This is a genomic window from Longimicrobium sp. (assembly GCF_048594345.1).
Classification (GTDB): Bacteria; Gemmatimonadota; Gemmatimonadetes; order Longimicrobiales; family Longimicrobiaceae; genus Longimicrobium.
The window spans coordinates 1-19,273 of record NZ_JBMDXM010000096.1 but is presented as its reverse complement, the minus strand read 5'-3'; the positions used below and the strand labels follow the sequence as shown (position 1 = coordinate 19,273).

The window sequence follows — 19,273 nt, the reverse complement described above, 5'->3', positions numbered from 1 at the left end:
CTTGACCATCAGTTCCCGGCCAAGCCGCAGGGATGCAAGACGCAATTGCATCTCCCGCTCGGGCATGTCACCGTAATCTGCCGCGATCCGTGCCCGCTGAAGCTCCTCGAGCATACGATTCAACGAAAAAACGCGCTCCAGCTTCTCATCGATGGTCATCCGATCATAGGCCGCGAACAGAAATCGCTCTGCCTCGGGAGAGGTATCGGATGGGGGAAGCTTCTGCATGGACGCTCGCGAAAAAGGTGAATCTCTGACGAAAATATGGCGCAGAAACCCGCGAGCTCCAAGCCGGTGAGGCCACCACTGCGTGATCTGATGCAAATCGAAGCCCCGTTCGGCGACGCGTCAGCGGCGCCGAGACGGGTCTTTTCGCTTTTCCAGCAGCGGGTTTACCCGCTCATCCGCGCCCGAGGCGCCGCCTCGTCGACGGCGCCCGCCTTCCTCACGCCGCCGCCGTCGCTTCCTCCGCGACGGCGGAATCGTCCCGGTACACCGCAGGGGCCCATCCGCTCCGCGGGATGCGGCTGTGGACAGCGGCCTTCTGCGGGGCGGCGGCCTTGCGTGCCGTGCGCACCGCGGCGAACTGCTCCAGCGGGACGTCAAGCAGCTTGGCGGTGGTTTCCCACGCGCGCAGGGCCGCCTCGCCATCATGCGACGCTGTGGACGAGCGGGCGGCGGTGCCGCGCGGATCCACCCAGGCGCCGCTCACCAGCTCCCGCGACGTCGCGGCGACCACGGACGAACGCGCGGCGGCGGCGGGCGTGCGGCGGCGCTGCAGGCGGCGCAGGAGCGGCCACGCCAGGCGCAGCGACACGGGGGCCATCGACGGCACCATCGCCGCCGCCATGGGCGTCCACGCGCTCCCCGGGTCCGCGGCGACCACGGTGATGCCGGTGCCGCGAAGCCGGCGGGCCAGCTCGTACGTCCACATCAGGCTCAGCAGCTTGGCCCGGCCGTACGCCTCCAGCCCGCGGTATCCACCCGTGGACTGCAGGTCGTCCCAGCGCATCGTCGCCCAGCGGTGCAGCCCGCTCCCCACGTTCACGATGCGCGCCGGCACCGATGCACGCAGCCGCGGCAGCAGCAGGTGCGTCAGCAGCGCGGGGGACAGGTGCGTAAGGGCCAGCGTGGCCTCGAAGCCGTCGGTCGTCTCCGTGCGCTCGGCAAAGGCGCCGGCGGCGTTGTTGACCAGGATGTCGAGGCGCGGGTGCATGGCCCCGAACCGCTCCGCCACCCACCGCACCTGGTCCAGCGACGACAGGTCCGCCGTGATCAGCTCCACCCGCTCGTTGCCGCTCTGGCAGCGGATGGCCTCTACCGCCTGTTCGCCCCGCGCGCGGTCGCGCCCCACGACGACCACCGTGGCGCCCAGCTTGGCCAGGCCCAGCGCCGTCTCGCGCCCGATCCCCCCGGTGCCACCCGTGACCAGGGCGACCTTGCCGTCCAGCGGCGCGGCGCTCATCGGACAGCCTCGGCCAGGCGCAGCGCGCGCAGGGGGCGCACCGGCGCGTCGTCGGCCGCGACGCGGGGAAGGCGGATGATGATGCCGTACGCCTCGTCGTTCTCGATTTCCTGTGCCCGGGCGGCGACGCGTGCGGCGGAAACGCGGCCGCGGGGCGCGGAGAGCAGAGCCAGCATGGTGATCCCTATCCCTTCATCCCTGTCGGTACTGGGCCCGCCGGCCCCCGCGGCCGGCGGGCGGGTGTGTCACGCGGCGTTCGCCGTTTCGAGCACCGGGTAGTCCGTGTAGCCGTGCGCGTCGCCGCCGTAAAAGGTGGTCCGGTCCGGCTGGTTGAGCGGCGCCCCGTTCCGCAGGCGCTCCGGCAGGTCGGGGTTGGCCAGGAACGGCGTTCCGAACGCCACCAGGTCCGCCTGCCGCTCCTTGATCGCCGCGTTCCCCGTCTCGCCGCCGTATCCTCCGTTGGCGATGAAGGCGCCGCGGAAGATGGCCCTGAGCACCGGCGACACGCGGGGCGCGTTGCTCCCTTCACCGAGTACGACGAACGAGCCGTCGGCGGATCGACGCTCCTGCTGGCCGATCGTCTCCGTGACGTGCAGGTAGCCCAGGTTCAAGCGGCTGAGCGCATACGCCGCGTAGCTGAAGGTGGCCACCGGGTCGGTATCGCTCATCCCGTTCACCAGCCCCACGGGGCTCACCCGCACCCCCACCCGCTCGCCGCCCCACACGTCCACGACCGCGGCGGTGACCTCTTCGAGGAAGCGGACGCGGTTCTCCACCGAGCCGCCGTAGCGGTCGGTGCGGTGGTTGGTGCCGTCGCGCAGGAACTGGTCGATCAGGTAGCCGTTGGCGCCGTGCAGCTCCACCCCGTCAAAACCGGCCGTGTAGGCCCGCCGCGCCCCGTCCGCGAAGTCCTGGACGATCCCGGCGATCTCGTCCGTCTCCAGCGCGCGCGGAGTGACGAACGGCTTCATCCCCCGCCCCGTGTACAGCTCGCCCGGTGCGCCGATGGCCGACGGCGCCACGGGTAGCACGCCGCCCGGCTGCAGCGACGGGTGCGAGACCCGGCCCACGTGCCACAGCTGCAGGTAGATGCGCCCGCCCCGCGCGTGCACCGCGTCCGTTACCCGGCGCCACCCCTCCACCTGCGCGTCGGTGTGGATTCCCGGCGTGTCGGGGTAGCCCACGCCCTGCGGCGATACCTGCGACCCCTCGGTGACGATGAGGCCGGCGCCGGCGCGCTGGGCGTAGTATTCGGCCATCAGCTCCGTGGGCACGCCGCCCTCGCCGGCGCGGCTGCGCGTCATGGGCGCCATCACCAGCCGGTTGCGCAGCTCGTACGGCCCCAGGCGAAAGGGGGTGAACAGGTTCGGCGTCTCGCTCATCTTCGTCATCCCGTGCGTTCGTTAGGTCTTTAATCTGCAACAGTGTAAGTTACAGATCTGGATGCACTTCGCCTTCGCTGCCAGGTTTACCGGTCAGCGTGCCGGCATCCTCACGGCCACCACCCCTCGCTGCGTTCGTCCCGCCGTGTTCAGCCGCACCAGGGGTGTCGCCACCCGTCCCGCGTGCACCGTCACCCGCTGCTCGCGCACCTCGAAGCCGTCGCGCACCGCCCGCAGCGTATAGGTTCCCGGCGCCACCCCCTGGAACTGGAACCCGCCGGACGGTCCCGACGTGGTTGCCTGTGCGGCCGCGCCGTCCTCCCCCACCAGCGTAACCGTGGCCTGCGCCACCGGGTTGCCCACGCCGTCCGTTACCCGCCCCAGCACCCGCGCGTCCTGCGCGGCCAGCGTCCCCACGCTCCCCACCAGCCCGGCCGCCAGCACCAGCAGCATCCCCAGCAGCCTGCGCGCACCGTTCATCCGTGCCATTGCCGCCTCCCGCGGTCCCCCGGTTCCGACACCCTTCTCTACCCGGTACGACGAACGAGCCGTCCGTGGATCGACGCTCCCGCTGCCCATCGCTTCAGAGCCCCCGCGTCTCGCCCGTCGCCCCGATTCGCACGTCCATCGAGCCACGTCAATCCGACTACATTTGTATCCGGTCCGGTTGCAGATCGGGACGCGGAAGAACGGCCCGTGAGCCGTCCCTTACGCGTGCTGCGCCCGCGCCCGCACGAACTCGTCCGCCAGCTCCCGGGCCGCCCCGCCGCATCCACCGCCGTGCCCCTTTACCTGCTGAAAGACGTCGGCGATGGTCACGTGGCCCAGCACGCCCTGCATGGCCTGGTGCGCCTGGCAAAAGACGCCCTGCAGCACCTGGCGGATGTTGCTGCCGATGTCGCAGTGCCGGCACGGTTCGGAGTGAAGGGCGAACAGCTCCTCCTTTTCCTCCACCGCGCGGTACACGTCCAGCAGGGTAATGTCCTGGGGCTCACGCGCCAGCTGCGCGCCGCCGCCCACGCCCGGCTGCACCGAAACCAGGCCCGCGTTGCGCAGCGAGCCCATGATGCGCCGCACGACCACCGCGTTGGTGTTCACGCTGCCGGCCATGCGTTCCGAGGTGACGGGCTCGTCGCGCCGCCACGCAAGGTACGCCAGCACGTGCACCGCCACCGCCATCCTGCTGCTGATCGTAGACATCTGGACTCCGGTTTGGATAACTGTAACTAGTCTAGGTACGGAATCGGTTCCTGTCAACGGTGACGTTGGGGAGGTGCGGGAGTGCGGAAGTGCGGGAGTACGAGAGTACGAGAGTACGAGAGTACGAGGATACACAGACGACCGCGCGCGAAGCGGCTGAAGCCGCCGCAACAACAGCGGAAAGCCCCGCAAACTGCGCGGACTTCAAGAAATCCAACGCGGCCGGCACTTGCCCCCTCGGCTCGCCGCGGACCTGTCCGCGCAGGGCGGAAATCGCGTCCCTGGAGCCGCGATCGTTCGCCATGGCGGCGGATCCTGGGCCCGGGTATCATCGCCACGACAGAGGCGTGCCGGAGCGCGACCCGCTATCCTGGTCACCGCGCGCGCCTCGCTCCACCTGACATCCGAATCCGAAGGCCCGAAACCGAAAACCGAAACCGAAGGGTGGATCTTCGGGAGGCGATCCGAAACCGGCGGCGGGCGAAACTCGTCTTCGGGTGGGATTCAGAAGCAAGGCGCAGGTGGGAGAAAGACGAAAGTGGGCGAAATATCGGTCCTTTCCAGATGAGTCTCGTGTCTGATGTGTACAAGATTTCACGCAAAGCTTGCGCAGGGACGCCACGTTCCAGAGATTCGGCCGGTCCGCGTGCGCACACAAAGCGCCACAGGCAGGCAAAAGTGGACTGGGGACCCGACACGTAGAGTGGGGGTGTGCACTCCGTTTACGCCTGCCGTGGTTTTTCTAGTGGTGGCGGGATCTGTGGCTGCGGAGGTCGGTGCCGGATACGATGAAGAGGTGCTAAGTGCGCTCCCTGTACATTAGTTACGTGAGCTGCACCAAGACTTGCTTCGGGGTTTCTTCGGTATTATAATTCACCTCGTAGACGGCGCCGGCAGCACCTTTCGGAACACCTTGGGAAGGAACTCAAATGAACGGCAGCGATCCCCGAAGCGCCACGACCAAGCACCTGCGCGAGACCGCGGCGGCGCGCGTGGAGAACACGTCCCTGCGCAGCGTGGCGCGCGAGATCGGAATGAGCCCCACGGGACTGAAGAAGTTCCTGCAGGGTACGGCGCCGTACTCGCCCACGCTGCGCCGGCTGCGCAGTTGGTACGTGCAGTACGCGGCGGTGCAGAGCGGAAACGTGGGGCTGGAAGACGCGACGGCCGCGCTGAACGTGCTGGTGCACGACCTGGCGCCGGACCCGCGCAAGGACACGGCCGGCTGCCTGCTGGAGTGCGTGGGCCGCGGCTACGACCAGAGCGGCAAGGCGCGCCCGGCGTGGATGGCCGAGCTGCAGACCCGCTTTGCGGAGACGGTGACGGAAGACCCGTCGTAGCGGATGATCAGGACGACGACTGCACGGGGCGGCTCCGCGCCGCCGTGCCGCCTTCCGGGCGCGCCCGCCCCGTCTCGTCCTGCATTCGCCGCACGGTCCACGCGCACCACAGCAGGCTGACCACCGCCACCGCGGCGGCGGGCGCGGCCCAGCGCCACCCCTTGCCGGTGGGGTCAAAGTCCGGCAGCACGGTCCCGAACGCCAGCACCCCCGCGTTCCACGCCACGTGGAGCGCCACCCCCGTCCAGATGGAGCGCGTGGCGTACACCGCGTGCCCCAGCACCAGCCCGGCCGCCAGCCGCACCGGCACGGCCTGCGGCTCCAGGTGCGCCAGCGCGAACAGCACCGCCGTCACCGCGATGGCGGGCTGCGCGCCCCAGCGTTTTTCCAGCGGGCGCTGGATCCACCCCCGAAAGCCGAACTCCTCCATCAGCGGCGCCAAGAGCACGGCCAGGATGTAAAAGGCCACCTCGCCCCCCGGCCGCTCCAGGAACCGGGTCAGCTCCTGGGCGAACTCCGTCTCCTGCGCCATCCCCAGCGCCAGCAGCGCGGTCCACATCCCCAGCGACAGCGCCGCCATCGCTGGCGCGGTAAGCAGCACCCACGGCCACGCGGGGCCCATCCGCCGCACGCGCGACCGGGCCCGCGCCCGCGCGCTCCAGCGGCCGGGGAGCGCGTACACGCGCAGGAACAGCGCGGTCAGCGCCACCATCCCCACGATGGCCATCGCCGGCGAAAGCTGAAAGAGCAGGGCGAGCGGGATGTACCATACCAGCCAGGTGAGCAGCCCCGAGGCCAGGGCGGCCACGCTGCTGCCGATGCGGTAGGAAAGGGTGCTGCGCGGGTCCGGTTTCACGCGGGCGTCGATCCGATCCGGGAGATGAAAAGCGGTGTATCCGCCTGAAACGTAACGGCTTCGGCAGCCGGGCGACAGCATGTGCGCTGGAGCGGGCGGGCGCGGTGTTGTAGATTGGCTCCCGCAACCTTTACCGGCAGGAGCCCATGCCCGCAGTCCCCTTCCATCAGCTTCCCGACGACGCCCGCCTGTGGGTGTTCGCCGCCGCGCGCCCCCTGGACGCGTCGCGGCAGCAGGCGCTGCTGTCGCACGCCGACGCATTCCTGGCCCGCTGGGCGGCGCACGGCGCGCCCGTCGTGGGCGGGCGCGAGCTTCGGCACGGGCGCTTTCTGCTGGTGGGATCGGACGAGCGGGCCACGGGCGTCAGCGGCTGTTCCATCGACTCCCTGTTCCACACGCTGGCCGACCTGGAGGCACAGATCGGCGTGCCCATGCGCGACAGCTCGCTGGTGTACTTTCGTGACGAGGCGGGGGAGATCCAGGCCGAGCCCCGCCCCGCCTTTCGCCAGCATGCCGCCACCGGCGGGGTGACGGAGGACACCGTGGTGTTCGACAACACCATCGGCACGGTGGGCCAGCTGCGGAGCGGTGGATGGGAAAAGCCGCTACGCGAGTCCTGGCACGCCCGCGCCTTTCCCATCGCGAAGCCCGAAGCGGTGACGGGCGACTGACAGAGGGCGGTCGGCCGTGGCGGACGTGAGAATCCGGCGCGCCATCCCGTCCTTTCGAAGGCGGCGCCCCACCCAGCCGTCCGATCCTCGGGAGCATGGCGCCGACCGAGCAACCGGCTGTCCGCGTGCTCGTCCCGAGTCGCGATTCGTGGACCGCCGGCCGTCTCCGCCAGATTGCCAGAGCATCCGCCGTGGGCCGGCTCCACGCGGCGCCTCCCTCGAACCAACCGTGTGGTGGCGCGTTGGTTTGTATCGAAATGACGCGCCGACGCTGTCCCTCTCCCGTAACTCCGTTCCCGGTCCGCCGATGCCGACGCTGATCCCCGCTCCGTCCGTGATCGAGGCCGCGGGCAACAAGCCCAAGCGTGTCGAGGAGTTTGCCGGCCGTGTAAACAGCGGGCACGCGGAGGTGAGCGTGGCGCGCATGCAGTCGCCGGAGGGGCCGGGGCAGCGGCCGGAGTTCCAGGAGATCACCGTGGTGCTGCGCGGAATGCTGCGCGTGGAGCACGAGGGCGGCGTGCTGGAGGTGCGCGCCGGGCAGGCCGTCGTGCAGCGCCCGGGCGAATGGGTGCGCTACGGCACGCCCGAGCCCGGCGGCGCGGAGTACGTGGCCGTCTGCCTTCCCGCCTTTACCCCGTCCACCGTTCATCGCGATCCCGACTGACTCTGCTTCGCCAGCGGGCGGATCCGGTTGTCGTTGCCCGCGATTCCCAGTTCCCCCGCCTTTCCGCCGTCGTTCCTCCAGGCCGGTCCGAACCTTGTATCCCCATGGTCCGGCCCATAGCATTGGGCACCGCGCCGGGCTGCTTCCCGGCCGCGGACCCAAACCCTGCATCCGGCGGTCTGGATGGATTTTCTGCTGCAGCTGCTCGACTACTTCAGGCACATGGACACGCACCTGGCCGAACTGCTGCGGCAGTACGGCGGGTGGACGTACGCCATCCTGTTCCTGATCATCTTCTGCGAGACGGGGCTGGTGGTGACCCCGTTCCTGCCCGGCGACTCGCTGCTGTTCGCCGCGGGCGCGGTGGTGGCGGCGGCCAACAAGCCGGGCGATCCCGCGCTCAGCATCCTGCTGCTGTGGGTGCTGATGATGGTGGCCGCCATCGTGGGCGACTCGGTGAACTACCAGATCGGGCGATGGCTAGGACTTCGCGTATTCAAGGAAGACGCGAAGGTGATGAAGATGGAGTACCTGCGGCGCACGGAGGCGTTTTACGCCAAGCACGGCGGCAAGACCATCATCCTGGCGCGCTTCATCCCCATCGTGCGGACGTACGCGCCGTTCGTGGCGGGCGCGTCGCGGATGGACTACCCGCGGTTCCTTACCTACAACGTGATCGGCGGCGTGGTGTGGATCACGCTGTTCCTGTTCGCCGGCTACTTTTTCGGGAACATTCCGGTCGTTCAGCACAACTTTGAGTACGTCGTCATCGGCATCATCGCCGTTTCCCTGATCCCCCCCGTGCTGGAGTGGCTCAAGCACCGCCGTGAAAAGGCGGCGGCGGAGTCAACCCGGGCTTCCTGAAATGCGCCCTGTCCCGCTGTTCCTGTTGATCCTTTCCTGCGCGGCCGCCGTTGACGCGGCCGCGCAGACGCCGTCCACCCGCCCCGCGCGCGACAGCATCCAGATGGCGGAGGTGGATGAAGCCGGCGCGGACGAAAACTCCGTTTCGGTGGATGAAGACGAGGCGGAGGCGGACACCGTTCCCCAGCCCGTCGCCGGCCCGTACGCCCGCAGCGGCGGCACCGGTCCGTTCAGCGTGCAGGCCAGCGGCGAGGTGGCGCCGCGCCCGGAGCGTGGCGAGGTGGTGTGGGTGAACACCCGTCCCGCCCGCCCGGCGGCCGCGGCCGACAGCGCGCGCCGCGACACCGCCCGCGCCGGCACCACCACGCGCGTAACCTCCGGGCAGGCCGCGCGCCGGGATTCCGCATCCGCCACGCGGCCTGCATCGCGCGACTCGGCGGCATCCACCCGTCCGCAGAACCGCCCCGCGGCGCGCGACACCGCCCGCCGCACGGGGACGGCCGCCGCAGGGACGGGACGGACGGAATCGGCGCCGGCTCCGTCGGGGCGTGGACGGGCGCACACGGTGGTGGCGGGGGAGACGTTCTACGGGATCGCGCGTCGGTATGGGGTGACGGCGGCGCAGCTGCGCGCGCTGAACCCCGACGTGGACATGGACGCGCTGGAGGTGGGCGACGAGCTGCGCCTGCCCGCCGGCGCGCGCGACAGCCGGGCCGCCGCGCAGCCGCGCCCCCAGACGCCGGCGCCCACGGGCGGGCAGGCGCAGCAGCCCCGCCGCGGCACGCGCTCGCACGTGGTGGTGGCGGGCGAGACGCTGTTCGGGATCGCGCGGCGGTACGGCGTTACGGTCGACGCCATCCGCCGAGCCAACCAGATGGAGAGCGACCAGGTGCGCACCGGGCAGCGCATTGTGATACCGCCCGCGAGCTGACGGACCACACCAGTACGGGAGGGGTGAAGATGGCCGAGAACGCTGCCGTGCGCGCCGAGGCTCTGCGCACGCGCGACCTGATTGGGTGGGCGGTTGCGGACCCCGCCGGCGCCACCGTGGGAACCGTTTCGGACCTGCTGATCGGGCGGGACGGGCGGGTGCGGTACCTGGCCGTAAAGCGCGGGCTGCTGGGGAGCACCGTGCTGCTGCCGGTAGAGGAGCTGGACTGGGGCGACCAGTCCATGCGCCTGACCCGCTGGCTTGACGCCGACGTCCGCCGCCTGCCGCCGTACAACGCCGACGGTCCGCTGAGCGCCGACGTGGTGGAGGAGATGGGGCGCGTGCACCCGCGCTTCTACGGCCCGCCGCTCCCCTTCGATGCGCCGGGGGTAGAGGCGCAGCCGCGCGTGGTGCCGCTCAAGGACGCCCGCGAGTTCCGCCTGCCCAAGGACGCACCCAACCCGCGTGGCTGGGCGGTGTTTGGCGAGGACAACGAGCGGGTGGGCGTGGTGGAGGGTCTGCTTGTGGACCCGTCGCAGATGCGGGTGAGCCATCTGGACGTGGACGTTGCCGACGACCTGTTCCTGCTGCGCGAAGACCGGCACGTGGTGGTGCCGATGGAATACGTGGACCTGCGCGAGCGGGGCCAGGACGTGTGGGTAAAGGGGCTCACCGCGCGCGAGATCGCGCTGCTCCCCGCGTATACGGGTGGCGGACTGGATCCGCTGGTGGAGCAGCGCGTGGAGCACGCCTTTACCGTCCCTCGCGATCCCGATGCACTGCCGCCGCGGCACCGCGCCCAGGCGCTGCCGCCGTCCTCGCGCGCCAACCTGCCGCGGGACGACAATTCCATGGTGGACGATCCGCACTACGATTCCCGTGTGGACCTGCCGCCGCCCGCCGACTACCACGAGGATCCGCCTTCTCGCCGCTCGGAGTACGATGAGGACGACCGCTCGTCGTACCGCGACGACCTGCCGCCGCCCCTTCCACCGCGCCACGGCTGATCGATAGGGCGACAGCATGGCAACAAGGCCCCTTTCCGGCATCGACTGGAGAGGGGCCTGTTGATTCCTGCGTCATCCAGGGTCGCGCCGACCCTGGAAGATGATACCTGATCCGCAAATCCACTCCGTATTCCCCAACTGCAGGTTCTCACGCAGAGGGAGCAGAGGAAGCAGAGGTTTCTTCATGCAGTTCTCTGCTTCCTCCGCTTCCTCTGCGTGCCCAATGTTTTTGCGGATTCGGAGTGAACACCCTGCATCGCCATCCGTCATCTTGAAGGAGGCGCCGCGCTACTCCGTCCTTCACTCCAATCTTCGGCGCCGCTGAAAATTTGCTGTCGGCGGGGCGTGGCGGGTTCGCCTCCCCATGGCCTCCATGGCTGCTGCCCATCATGGAGCGCCGCGCGAGTGCCTGATCGCGGGCGTAGTGGGCGTTCTGCTCCACCCGTCGACGGTGCTTTGCACGGAAGTCGCATCCGGCGCTATCATCTACCTCCAGGCCGACCCAATCGGCCTCAGCGTTGACGTTCAGCCCGCGACACAGCATGAGATTCGTTTCCCCACGAACCCTTTCCGTCGCCGGCGCGACGCTCCTGGCGCTCTCGAACGGCTGCGCCGCCGCGCAGACGAGCGATCCGCTCACACGGCCCTACCCCGCCGCGGATTGTTCGAGTTGCGCCGAATGGAACCAGCCGCAGGCGCCGGTCAGGCTGCACGGGAACACGTACTACGTCGGCACGCACGGGCTTACGGCGTTGCTGATCACCTCGCCGCAGGGCCACGTGCTCATCGACGGGGCGCTTCCCAACTCCGCGCCGCTTATCCTGCAGAACGTGCGGGCGCTGGGCTTTGACGTCCGCGACATCCGGCTCATCCTCAACTCGCACGTGCACTTTGACCACGCGGGCGGGCTGGCGGCGCTGCAGCGGGCTTCGGGCGCCCGGGTGGCCGCCAGCGAGCTCAGCGCGCCCGTGCTGGAGCGGGGCACCTCGCGGGAGGGCGATCCGCAGCACGGCGTGCTGCTCGATTTTCCCCCCGCGCGCAACGTGCAGCGCTTCGCGGACGGGGAGACGCTCCGTGTGGGATCGGTCGCCGTGACGGCGCACCTTACGCCGGGGCACACGCAGGGGGGGACCAGCTGGACGTGGCGGTCCTGCGACGACGCGGGCTGCGTGGACGTGGTCTACGCCGACAGCTACTCCCCGATCTCCGCGGACGGCTTCCGGTACACGGACAGCCGTGCCTATCCCACGGCCGTGGCCGACTTTGAGCGCGCTTTCAGGACGTGGGAGACGCTGCCCTGCGGCATCCTGATCACCCCGCACCCCAGCGGCTCTGCGCTGTGGGAGCGCCTGGAGCGGGGGCCCGCGGCGCTCATCGACCGGGACGCGTGCAAACGGTACGCGGCCGCGGGACGCCAGCGGCTCCAGCGGCGGCTGCAGGAGGAGCGGGACACCCGCTGAGGTCGGCGCGGCTCAAGGTCGGCACGCAAAGAGTCTGAGATACCTGCCGAATGCAGGTTCGAGGTAGTAGTCCGGCGGTCCATGTTCGCGCAGCGTCGTAGCCGCTCGGGGCGACATCCAGCCAAGCAACTGGAGGATGTCATCGCGAACATGTTGCGGATGTAGAGCCGTGTCGCTGTAGTCGTCCCATGGCGCGATTCGCTCGTAGTGCATCACGCGATTTCTGACTACAAGCAACCGCCGCAACGTTTTCTGTACATCGACGATCCCGGACCTCTCGCGGTTCGGAAAGACAGCCGCCGAGTAGCGGGGCCAGAGGATCCCCATCTGCCCGCGCCCGTTGCCAATATATTCATTGTCGAACAGGAAGACCCAGAAGCTGAACGGCAGCTTCGCAACGAGGCGGCCAGGAGTCAACAGGTGAGATCCCCGGCTCTGTCGACTGCGGAAGCGCCCGCCGAAGATCCTTCTGCACGTCCTGCTTGGCATTCACAACCACTTCTTGGTGATTGTCAATCAGAATCGGGAGCTTCGCGTCGAGCCAGCATGGAAAGTCATTGTAGAGATCAAGCCGGTCTCGATGGATCGGCTGGTCTTCGGCAACCGCCGCAAAGATCCGGTTTCGCAGCACCACCTCGACCGCGTGGAGGTACGGATATAGCGCTTGCGAAACCGCGACATTCTGCATGTAGCGGCCGAGGAGGTCGCGATCGGTGTTGCGCCCGGACTTGAGGCGATATCCCGCTAACCGATCCGCGGATAGAAGAGCGTTTGCTTCCGCGTCATCAGGCTGCCTCACCCTTGCATCCTGTCTTAGAATGTGGTATTCTATTGGCGGAGCCTAAAGGGACCCCCGGTAATTCCGGCATCTCCCTTGGGACGTCGCGCGGCCCTGCCACCTTTGGTTGGCAGGGCCGCGTCGCTTTTTGCACAACCGTCAAGCGTACTACACGGCCCACGATCTGCCCTGCCGATGCTCACAGACCGTCGACTGGTCGCGGAGTTTTCAGCGTAACGAAAACTATTGGCGTTGGGCCGGGGAGAAACCGAGCTCCCCGCCCCTTGCGCTGTAAGCTCCCCAGGTTCGAGTGAAACTTCAGGCGCTTTCTAAACGCGGTCCCAGGACCATCGTTCACAATCAACCGCAGTGCGTCACACGTCCAGGTTGCGGACGTAGCGGGCGTTCTGCTCGATGAACTGGCGGCGGGGCTCCACCTCTTCGCCCATCAGCCGGGTGAACACGGCGTCGGCCTCTACGGCGTCTTCCATGGTCACCTGCAGCAGCGTGCGCACGTCGGGGTCCATGGTGGTCTTCCACAGCTGCTCGGGGTTCATCTCGCCCAACCCCTTGTAGCGCTGCACGTGGATCCCCCGCTCGCTCTTGCCGTCGCCACCCTCGGCGGCGGGACCGCGAAACGCCGCCAGGATCTCGTCGCGCTCGGCGTCGCTGTAGGCGTAGCGCTCAGTCTTGCCCTTTTTGACCAGGTACAGCGGCGGCTGCGCGATGTAGACGTACCCCTCGTCCAGCAGCTGCCGCATCTGCCGAAAGAAGAAGGTGAGCAGCAGGGTGCGGATGTGGCTGCCGTCCACGTCCGCGTCGGTCATGATGATGATCTTGTGGTACCGCGCGTTGTCCAGGCTGAACTCGTCGTCGCCGATCCCCGTGCCGATGGCGGTGATGATGGCGCGGATCTCCTCGTTGCTCAGCACCTTGTCGAAGCGCGCCTTTTCCACGTTCAGGATCTTGCCCTTGAGCGGCAGGATCGCCTGGAACTCGCGCTTGCGCCCCTGCTTGGCGCTGCCGCCGGCGCTGTCGCCCTCGACGATGTACAGCTCGGTAAGCTCGGGGTTGCTGCTGGAGCAGTCCGCCAGCTTGCCGGGAAGCACGCCCGTTTCCAGCGCGCTCTTCTTGCGCGTAAGGTCGCGCGCCTTGCGGGCGGCCTCGCGGGCGCGGGCGGCGCTCACGGCCTTTTCGATGATGGCGCGGCCCACGCCCGGCGTCTCGTCCAGGAACTCGGCGAGCTTCTGGTTGACCACCGTCTCCACGGCGCCCTTGACCTCGCTGTTGCCCAGCTTGGTCTTGGTCTGCCCTTCGAACTGCGGCTCGCGCACCTTTACGCTGATGACCGCCGTGAGGCCCTCGCGCACGTCGTCGCCGCTCAGCGCGTCAAGGCCGCCCTTTTTGAACAGGCCGGTCTTGCGCGCGTAGTCGTTGATGGACCGCGTGAGCGCCGCCTTGAAGCCCGTGAGGTGCGTGCCGCCCTCGTGGGTGTTGATGTTGTTGACGAAGGTGAACGTGTTCTCGTTGTAGCCGTCGTCGTACTGCAGGGCGATCTCGATCTCGGCCTCGGGGCGCGCGGCCTCGATGTAGATCACGTCGGCGTGCAGCGGCTTGCGGGTGCCGCGCAGGTGCTCGACGAACTCGCGCAGGCCGCCCTCGTAGTGGTACTCGTCGCGCCGCACCTCGCCGCCCTCTTCACCCGCCGGGCGCTCGTCCGTCAGCGAGATGCGTACGCCCTTGTTGAGGAACGCCAGCTCGCGCAGGCGGTTGCTCAGCGTGTCGAACGAGTAGGTGGTTTCTTCAAAGATCTGCGCGTCGGGCTTGAAGCTTACCGTGGTGCCGCGCTGGGTGGTGGTGCCGATGACCTCCAGCTCCTTGGTCTTGTCGCCGCGGCTGAAGGCGATCTCGTGCACCTTGCCGTCGCGGCGCACCTGCACGCGCAGCCACTCGCTCAGCGCGTTCACCACCGACACACCCACGCCGTGCAGGCCGCCCGAGACCTTGTACGACCCCTCGCCTTCGTTGTCGAATTTGCCGCCGGCGTGCAGCACCGTAAGCGCCAGCTCCACCGCCGGCACCTTTTCGGTGGGGTGCAGGTCCACTGGAATGCCGCGGCCGTTGTCCACCACCGTGATGGAGTTGTCGGCGTGGATGGTGACGTCGACCTGGTCGGCGTGGCCGGCCAGCGCCTCGTCGATCGAGTTGTCGACCACCTCGTACACCAGGTGGTGCAGGCCGCGCGCGCTGGTGGAGCCGATGTACATGCCCGGGCGCTTGCGGACCGCCTCCAGGCCCTTGAGCACCTGGATCTGGCCAGCGTTGTAGTCGTTCGCTTCTGCGCCGTTCGTTGACATGGCCTCTGGTTGTGCCTGGTTGGTTCTTCGCCGGCTGGACGTGCCGATCTTCGTGCTGTCCTCAGTACCCGAATGCGCGCCGAAAGTTCAGCGGCCGCAACGGGTTAGACATGCTTCTCGGAGGGGTTTACACCAACTGCGGGTTTGGGCGTGCCCCTCCGCTGCGCTCCGGGTCGGGCTGCGCGCGCCGTAGGCAACGATACGACTGTTGCCAACGGCGCCGAGCCCACGGCGCTCACCCTTCTCGACGCGTTTCCGCCGCTCTCGTGCATGCGCGCCGCGTTCTCGGCCCTGCGGGCGCGCATCCCTCACGCGGCGGGATCAACGCGACGGCGCCGTCACGCCCCGCGAGCGCTACCGTCCGAAGGAGCGCAGGCCCTGGCTCTGGACCGCCTCGCCGCCGCCCATCACAAAGGCGATGGCCTTGATGCGGGCGTTGGCGGCCCGGCCGGCGTTCAGGTGCCGCATCAGCTCCGCCTTCATCATGTTCAGCTCCATCATCCACGCCGACGTGCTCACCGCCACCACCAGCGTGCCGTCGCTGACGCGCAGCGGCTCGGTGACGGCGGCGATGGCGGGACCCACGCGCTCCGCCCACTCCGGGATCACGGCCGCGGTCTCCACCTTGGCCGCCATCCCCGTGCGCTCCAGAAAGCGGGCGAGCACGTCGCCGACGGCGGTGGGTTTTCCGGTACCGGGGTCGCGGGTGCGGTTCACGGGCGCTTGCTGCGGGGACGGGGTGGCGGACGCATCAATTTAGCATCGTACGCGCGCACGCGAAACCATGACGAACCACGCCACGCTGTGGCGTGCCGCCGCCTGGTTCCACAGCGGGTTGTGGGTACACACGCTGCATGCCGCAGCCCGAAACGGACCGCTCCGGACGCGTCAGCCGTGTGTCGGAGAGGGAAGGGAGATCGGCCGATGGACGGGTTCACCCCGCCATCACCACGCCGTCGCGGATGCCCCAGCGTTGAAGCACCTGGCCGCGCAGCTCGAAGTCGGTGGGCTTGGGCGAGGTGAGGATCACCTGGCCGCCCTCTTCCGTCTCGATCCAGTCGACGATGCGCTGCGAGCGGCCGGGGTCCAGCTCGGCGAACACGTCGTCCAGCAGGATGATGGGCTCGCGGCCGCGGGCGGCGTGGATGGTCTCGGCCTCCACCATCCGCAGGGCGATGGCGGCGGTGCGCTGCTGTCCGCCGCTGCCGTACGTCCGCAGCTCCAGCGCCGCCCCTTCCGCGCCGCTGATGGTAAAGCGCAGGTCGTCGCGGTGCGGGCCCACCAGCGTCATACCACGGCGCTGCTCGCGGTCGGCGCTGCGGCCCAGCGCCTCGCGAAAGGCCACGGCCAGCTGCGCCTCGCCCGTCCCTTCGCCCATCTCGGGCGCGGAAGGCGCGTACGTCATGCGCCCTGGCTGCCCGCCCGCCACCCGCGCGTAGTGCGCCGCGAAGCTCTCCGTGTGCTCCGCCACCCACGCCGTTCGCGCCGCCGCCACCCGGCTGCCGGCCAGCACCAGCCCCTCGTCCCACGCCTCGATCAGCGCGCGGGGGCTTCCCTGCCGCAGCAGCGTGTTGCGCTGAAAGAGGGCCTGCCGGAAGCGCTGGATCGCCTGCAGGTACCCCGGCTCGGCAAGCGACAGGACGATGTCCAGGAACCGCCGCCGTGCGCCCGGCCCGCCCGCCACCAGCTCCACGTCGGAGGGGGAGAAGATGACGGCGCCCACCTGCCCCAGCGCGTCGCCCAGCCGCTCCGGCTCCGCCCCGTTGACGGCCACCTTCTTCTTACGCGCTCGCCGGTCGAACGCGGCCGAGACGGAGCGCTCGCGCCCCTCGTCATCCGCCAGCCGCCCTTCCACGCGAAACACCTCCTCGCCGAACCGGACCAGCTGCTCGTCGGGCGCGCCGCGAAAGGAGCGGAAGATCTCCAGGTAGTAGATGGCCTCGAGCAGGTTGGTCTTGCCCTGCCCGTTGTCGCCCACGAGGGCGGCGCCCTGCGCCGGAAACTCCAGCACCTGCTCGGCGAAGTTCCGGTAGTTGCGCAGGTGCAGGCGGTGGAGATGCAAGGGGGGAGTGCGTTAGTGCGGGAGTGGTGCGGTACGAAGGTACGAAGGTACGAGAGTACGGGCGCGCTGGTCTGAGGAGCGTCGGAACGTCCGCACTGGGGCGGTTGAACCCGCAGCTACAACAGCACAAAGTCCGCCTGCGCGGACTCGGCGGCCCAGTGGTGTGCGGCGTTCCACACACCTGTGCGTCCGCTACCGGCGGGCTCGAACGCGGTTGTGGCGCGCCAGACTCGCGGCTACAGCCCGCGCAGGCGGGCTTCGTGACGTTCCAGCCGCGGTTTCAACCGCCGAATGCCGAGCCCGCCGGAGCACCCCGATCGCTCCTGTTCATTCCCGGCGTATATCCTCGCCGATCGTGCCGTCTAGATGTCCACGCCTTCGTGGCGCAGGAGCCAGCGTTTGCGGTCCATCCCCTCCCCTTTTTCCCACTGGCCCGCGTAGCCGCCGATGCTGTTGAAGCCCAGCACGCGGTGGCAGGGGATTACGATGGGGATGGGGTTGTGGCGGTTGGCCTGGCCCACGGCGCGGGGGGCGCGGCACTCGATGCCCTCCGCCACCTGTCCGTAGGTGCGCGTCTGGCCGTAGGGAATGCCGCGCAGCGCCGACCACACGCGCTTGCGGAACTCCGTGCCCTCAGGCGCCAGCGGCAGGTCAAAGTCGCGGCGCGTGCCGGCAAAGTACTCGCGCAGCTGCTCCGCCACCTTCCACCCCAGCGGGTCGTCGCGCGTGGGCGCCACGCGCGTCCCGGCGGGAGGATGTGCACCCTGCGGCCAGAAGTGGATGTACCGCACCGCCGCCTCGTCGTACTCCACAAACAGGGACCCCACCGGCGACGGCAGAAGCAGCCGCTTTACCGCCGACGTGGGCTCCGTCCGCGGCCCGCGCTTCGCCGCGCTTGCAACTCGCACCATCCATCCACCTCCACGGACCAACGCTCCCGACGATCACCGCACCTTCGTACCCCGTACCTTCGTACCGGTTTAGCGGCCGGTGAACTCCGCCTTGCGCTTGTCCAGAAAGGCCTGCATCCCCTCACGCATGTCGGTGGTCGCCGCCAGCAGGCCAAAGAGGTTGCTCTCCATGGCCAGCCCGTCATCCACCGACATCTCCATCCCCCGCGTGGTGCACTCGATGGCCAGGCCCACGGCGATGGGCCCGTTGGCGAGGATCGTCTGCATCATCGCCCGCGCCTCCGTGATCAGGGCGTCCTTGGGGCTGGGCGCCTCCTGCCCTTCGGCCGCCTGGGGCTTGCGGACCACCTTGTTGACCAGGCCGATGCGGTAGGCCTCGTCCGCCTTGATGAACTGCGCCGTCAGCATCAGCTCCAGCGCGCGCCCCTTGCCCACGATGCGGGGCAGACGCAGGGTGCCGCCGTAGCCGGGGATGATGCCCAGCTTGACCTCCGGCAGGCCGAACTGCGCGTTCTCGCCCGCGATGCGCAGGTGACAGGCCAGGGCCAGCTCGCAGCCGCCGCCCAGCGCAAAGCCGTTCACCGCCGCGATCACCGGCTTCTTGGACAGTTCGATGCGGCGGAACACGCGCTGCCCCAGCCGGCTGACCTCGATGCCGTCCACCGGGCCCATCGTGGACAGCTCGGCGATGTCGGCGCCCGCCACGAACGCCTTTTCCCCCACGCCCGTCAGGATGACGCCGCCGATGTCGTCGCGCTGCTCGATCTCGTCCATCGCCGCCGACAGCTCGCGGATGGTCTGCTCGTTGAGCGCGTTCAGCTTGTCCGGCCGGTTCACGGACAGCGTGGCGATGCGGTCCTGGACGTCCAGCGTGAGGTTGGTGTAGTCGGCCATGGGCGAAACGCGGTGCGAAAGTGCGAGAGTTCGAAGCGCGAAAGTGGGCCTGTCCGCAGGTATCTTTCGCGGCGCACAACCTACGCGGGCGGTGGATGGCGGGCAACGGCGGGCTCCGGCTCCGAGCGAATGAATTCGCCTCAACAAAAGCGGAAAGCCCCGCAAACTGCGCGGGGCTTCACCAGCGTGCGCGCCGGAGCATCCGGGCGAAGTTGAACTCTCCCCTTTCTCCCGCGACAGCGGGGGAGAGGGGCCGGGGGAGAGGGGGCCTCGCGGACGCTAGCCCGATGTTCGTCGACGAGCCCCGATCTCGCCTTCCGCCTCCCACTCAGTCCGCGACCGGGTTCGGCAGGATGCCGGCGGCGGAGAGGGCGTCGGCCAGCTTGCCGGCGTCGCGGTTGCGCAGAGGCTGGATGGGCGGGCGGGGGGCG

20 protein-coding genes are annotated in these 19,273 nt (G+C 69.1%); 7 read left to right on the top strand and 13 right to left on the bottom strand.

Annotated features, from left to right (window positions below):
• The 6 genes from ACOJUJ_RS10345 to ACOJUJ_RS10320 form a co-directional block, all read right to left on the bottom strand.
• Positions 1-228: hypothetical protein (locus ACOJUJ_RS10345; protein ID WP_420126792.1), on the bottom strand; the 228-nt coding region annotated here is incomplete at its 3' end.
• Between the two features lie 217 nt (positions 229-445).
• A complete protein-coding gene (locus ACOJUJ_RS10340; RefSeq protein WP_420126791.1) occupies positions 446-1,465 on the bottom strand; it encodes an SDR family NAD(P)-dependent oxidoreductase in 1,020 nt (339 codons plus the stop codon).
• Complete coding sequence (locus ACOJUJ_RS10335; protein ID WP_420126790.1) at positions 1,462-1,641, bottom strand: hypothetical protein; 180 nt, start codon at positions 1,639-1,641, stop codon at positions 1,462-1,464. Before ACOJUJ_RS10335 ends, ACOJUJ_RS10340 begins: the two co-directional genes overlap by 4 nt.
• Before the next feature lie 69 nt (positions 1,642-1,710).
• A complete protein-coding gene (locus ACOJUJ_RS10330) occupies positions 1,711-2,847 on the bottom strand; it encodes an alkene reductase (protein ID WP_420126789.1) in 1,137 nt (378 codons plus the stop codon).
• Between the two features lie 93 nt (positions 2,848-2,940).
• Positions 2,941-3,336, bottom strand: a complete 396-nt coding sequence (locus ACOJUJ_RS10325; RefSeq protein ID WP_420126788.1) for a carboxypeptidase-like regulatory domain-containing protein — start codon at positions 3,334-3,336, stop codon at positions 2,941-2,943.
• A gap of 219 nt (positions 3,337-3,555) precedes the next feature.
• Positions 3,556-4,047, bottom strand: coding sequence for an Rrf2 family transcriptional regulator (locus ACOJUJ_RS10320; RefSeq protein WP_420126787.1), 492 nt, complete (start codon positions 4,045-4,047; stop codon positions 3,556-3,558).
• Positions 4,048-4,976: 929 nt separating this feature from the next.
• On the opposite strand from ACOJUJ_RS10320, the gene ACOJUJ_RS10315 reads away from it, so the two are divergent.
• A complete protein-coding gene (locus ACOJUJ_RS10315) occupies positions 4,977-5,387 on the top strand; it encodes a hypothetical protein (RefSeq protein WP_420126786.1) in 411 nt (136 codons plus the stop codon).
• A gap of 7 nt (positions 5,388-5,394) precedes the next feature.
• Here ACOJUJ_RS10315 and ACOJUJ_RS10310 read toward each other — a convergent pair whose 3' ends face one another.
• A complete protein-coding gene (locus ACOJUJ_RS10310; protein ID WP_420126785.1) occupies positions 5,395-6,243 on the bottom strand; it encodes a CPBP family intramembrane glutamic endopeptidase in 849 nt (282 codons plus the stop codon).
• Between the two features lie 146 nt (positions 6,244-6,389).
• Here ACOJUJ_RS10310 and ACOJUJ_RS10305 point away from each other — a divergent pair, with 146 nt between their 5' ends.
• The 6 genes from ACOJUJ_RS10305 to bla all read left to right on the top strand — a co-directional run bounded on the left by ACOJUJ_RS10305 (position 6,390) and on the right by bla (position 11,840).
• Positions 6,390-6,914, top strand: a complete 525-nt coding sequence (locus ACOJUJ_RS10305; protein WP_420126784.1) for a hypothetical protein — start codon at positions 6,390-6,392, stop codon at positions 6,912-6,914.
• A gap of 307 nt (positions 6,915-7,221) precedes the next feature.
• Positions 7,222-7,578 (top strand): cupin domain-containing protein, encoded by a 357-nt coding sequence (locus ACOJUJ_RS10300; protein WP_420126783.1) that lies wholly within the window; start codon positions 7,222-7,224, stop codon positions 7,576-7,578.
• 183 nt (positions 7,579-7,761) lie between these two features.
• Positions 7,762-8,442 carry a DedA family protein gene (locus ACOJUJ_RS10295; protein WP_420126782.1) on the top strand — a complete coding sequence of 227 codons (681 nt, stop codon included), beginning with the start codon at positions 7,762-7,764 and terminating at the stop codon, positions 8,440-8,442.
• A gap of 1 nt (position 8,443) precedes the next feature.
• On the top strand, positions 8,444-9,373 hold the full coding sequence (locus tag ACOJUJ_RS10290; protein ID WP_420126781.1) for a LysM peptidoglycan-binding domain-containing protein: 930 nt from the start codon (positions 8,444-8,446) through the stop codon (positions 9,371-9,373).
• A 29-nt stretch (positions 9,374-9,402) separates the two neighbouring features.
• Positions 9,403-10,380, top strand: a complete 978-nt coding sequence (locus ACOJUJ_RS10285; RefSeq protein WP_420126780.1) for a PRC-barrel domain-containing protein — start codon at positions 9,403-9,405, stop codon at positions 10,378-10,380.
• A 542-nt stretch (positions 10,381-10,922) separates the two neighbouring features.
• Complete coding sequence (gene bla, locus ACOJUJ_RS10280; RefSeq protein ID WP_420126779.1) at positions 10,923-11,840, top strand: subclass B3 metallo-beta-lactamase; 918 nt, start codon at positions 10,923-10,925, stop codon at positions 11,838-11,840.
• A gap of 352 nt (positions 11,841-12,192) precedes the next feature.
• On the opposite strand, the gene ACOJUJ_RS10275 is transcribed toward bla, so the two are convergent.
• The 6 genes from ACOJUJ_RS10275 to ACOJUJ_RS10250 form a co-directional block, all read right to left on the bottom strand.
• Positions 12,193-12,639: a hypothetical protein gene (locus tag ACOJUJ_RS10275; protein WP_420126778.1), complete on the bottom strand. Its 447-nt coding sequence runs from the start codon at positions 12,637-12,639 to the stop codon at positions 12,193-12,195.
• 353 nt (positions 12,640-12,992) lie between these two features.
• Positions 12,993-14,975, bottom strand: a complete 1,983-nt coding sequence (gene gyrB / locus ACOJUJ_RS10270; protein WP_420126777.1) for a DNA topoisomerase (ATP-hydrolyzing) subunit B — start codon at positions 14,973-14,975, stop codon at positions 12,993-12,995.
• Between the two features lie 354 nt (positions 14,976-15,329).
• A complete protein-coding gene (locus ACOJUJ_RS10265) occupies positions 15,330-15,692 on the bottom strand; it encodes a DUF721 domain-containing protein (protein ID WP_420126776.1) in 363 nt (120 codons plus the stop codon).
• 217 nt (positions 15,693-15,909) lie between these two features.
• Positions 15,910-17,037 carry a DNA replication/repair protein RecF gene (recF, locus tag ACOJUJ_RS10260; protein ID WP_420126775.1) on the bottom strand — a complete coding sequence of 376 codons (1,128 nt, stop codon included), beginning with the start codon at positions 17,035-17,037 and terminating at the stop codon, positions 15,910-15,912.
• 362 nt (positions 17,038-17,399) lie between these two features.
• Positions 17,400-17,948 carry a methylated-DNA--[protein]-cysteine S-methyltransferase gene (locus ACOJUJ_RS10255; protein ID WP_420126774.1) on the bottom strand — a complete coding sequence of 183 codons (549 nt, stop codon included), beginning with the start codon at positions 17,946-17,948 and terminating at the stop codon, positions 17,400-17,402.
• 69 nt (positions 17,949-18,017) lie between these two features.
• Entirely contained in the window at positions 18,018-18,842 is an 825-nt protein-coding gene (locus ACOJUJ_RS10250) for an enoyl-CoA hydratase-related protein (protein WP_420126773.1), read from the bottom strand.
• Positions 18,843-19,273 lie beyond the last annotated feature (431 nt).

Excerpts from the sequence above, each read along its gene's own strand:
- ACOJUJ_RS10340 (WP_420126791.1), bottom strand. The coding sequence starts at position 1,465 with ATGAGCGCCGCGCCGCTGGACGGCAAGGTCGCCCTGGTCACGGGTGGC.
- ACOJUJ_RS10335 (WP_420126790.1), bottom strand. The coding sequence starts at position 1,641 with ATGCTGGCTCTGCTCTCCGCGCCCCGCGGCCGCGTTTCCGCCGCACGC.
- ACOJUJ_RS10330 (WP_420126789.1), bottom strand. The coding sequence starts at position 2,847 with ATGAGCGAGACGCCGAACCTGTTCACCCCCTTTCGCCTGGGGCCGTAC.
- ACOJUJ_RS10325 (WP_420126788.1), bottom strand. The coding sequence starts at position 3,336 with ATGGCACGGATGAACGGTGCGCGCAGGCTGCTGGGGATGCTGCTGGTG.
- ACOJUJ_RS10320 (WP_420126787.1), bottom strand. The coding sequence starts at position 4,047 with ATGTCTACGATCAGCAGCAGGATGGCGGTGGCGGTGCACGTGCTGGCG.
- ACOJUJ_RS10315 (WP_420126786.1), top strand. The coding sequence starts at position 4,977 with ATGAACGGCAGCGATCCCCGAAGCGCCACGACCAAGCACCTGCGCGAG.
- ACOJUJ_RS10305 (WP_420126784.1), top strand. The coding sequence starts at position 6,390 with ATGCCCGCAGTCCCCTTCCATCAGCTTCCCGACGACGCCCGCCTGTGG.
- ACOJUJ_RS10300 (WP_420126783.1), top strand. The coding sequence starts at position 7,222 with ATGCCGACGCTGATCCCCGCTCCGTCCGTGATCGAGGCCGCGGGCAAC.
- ACOJUJ_RS10295 (WP_420126782.1), top strand. The coding sequence starts at position 7,762 with ATGGATTTTCTGCTGCAGCTGCTCGACTACTTCAGGCACATGGACACG.
- ACOJUJ_RS10290 (WP_420126781.1), top strand. The coding sequence starts at position 8,444 with ATGCGCCCTGTCCCGCTGTTCCTGTTGATCCTTTCCTGCGCGGCCGCC.
- ACOJUJ_RS10285 (WP_420126780.1), top strand. The coding sequence starts at position 9,403 with ATGGCCGAGAACGCTGCCGTGCGCGCCGAGGCTCTGCGCACGCGCGAC.
- bla (WP_420126779.1), top strand. The coding sequence starts at position 10,923 with ATGAGATTCGTTTCCCCACGAACCCTTTCCGTCGCCGGCGCGACGCTC.
- gyrB (WP_420126777.1), bottom strand. The coding sequence starts at position 14,975 with ATGTCAACGAACGGCGCAGAAGCGAACGACTACAACGCTGGCCAGATC.
- ACOJUJ_RS10255 (WP_420126774.1), bottom strand. The coding sequence starts at position 17,948 with ATGGTGCGAGTTGCAAGCGCGGCGAAGCGCGGGCCGCGGACGGAGCCC.
- ACOJUJ_RS10250 (WP_420126773.1), bottom strand. The coding sequence starts at position 18,842 with ATGGCCGACTACACCAACCTCACGCTGGACGTCCAGGACCGCATCGCC.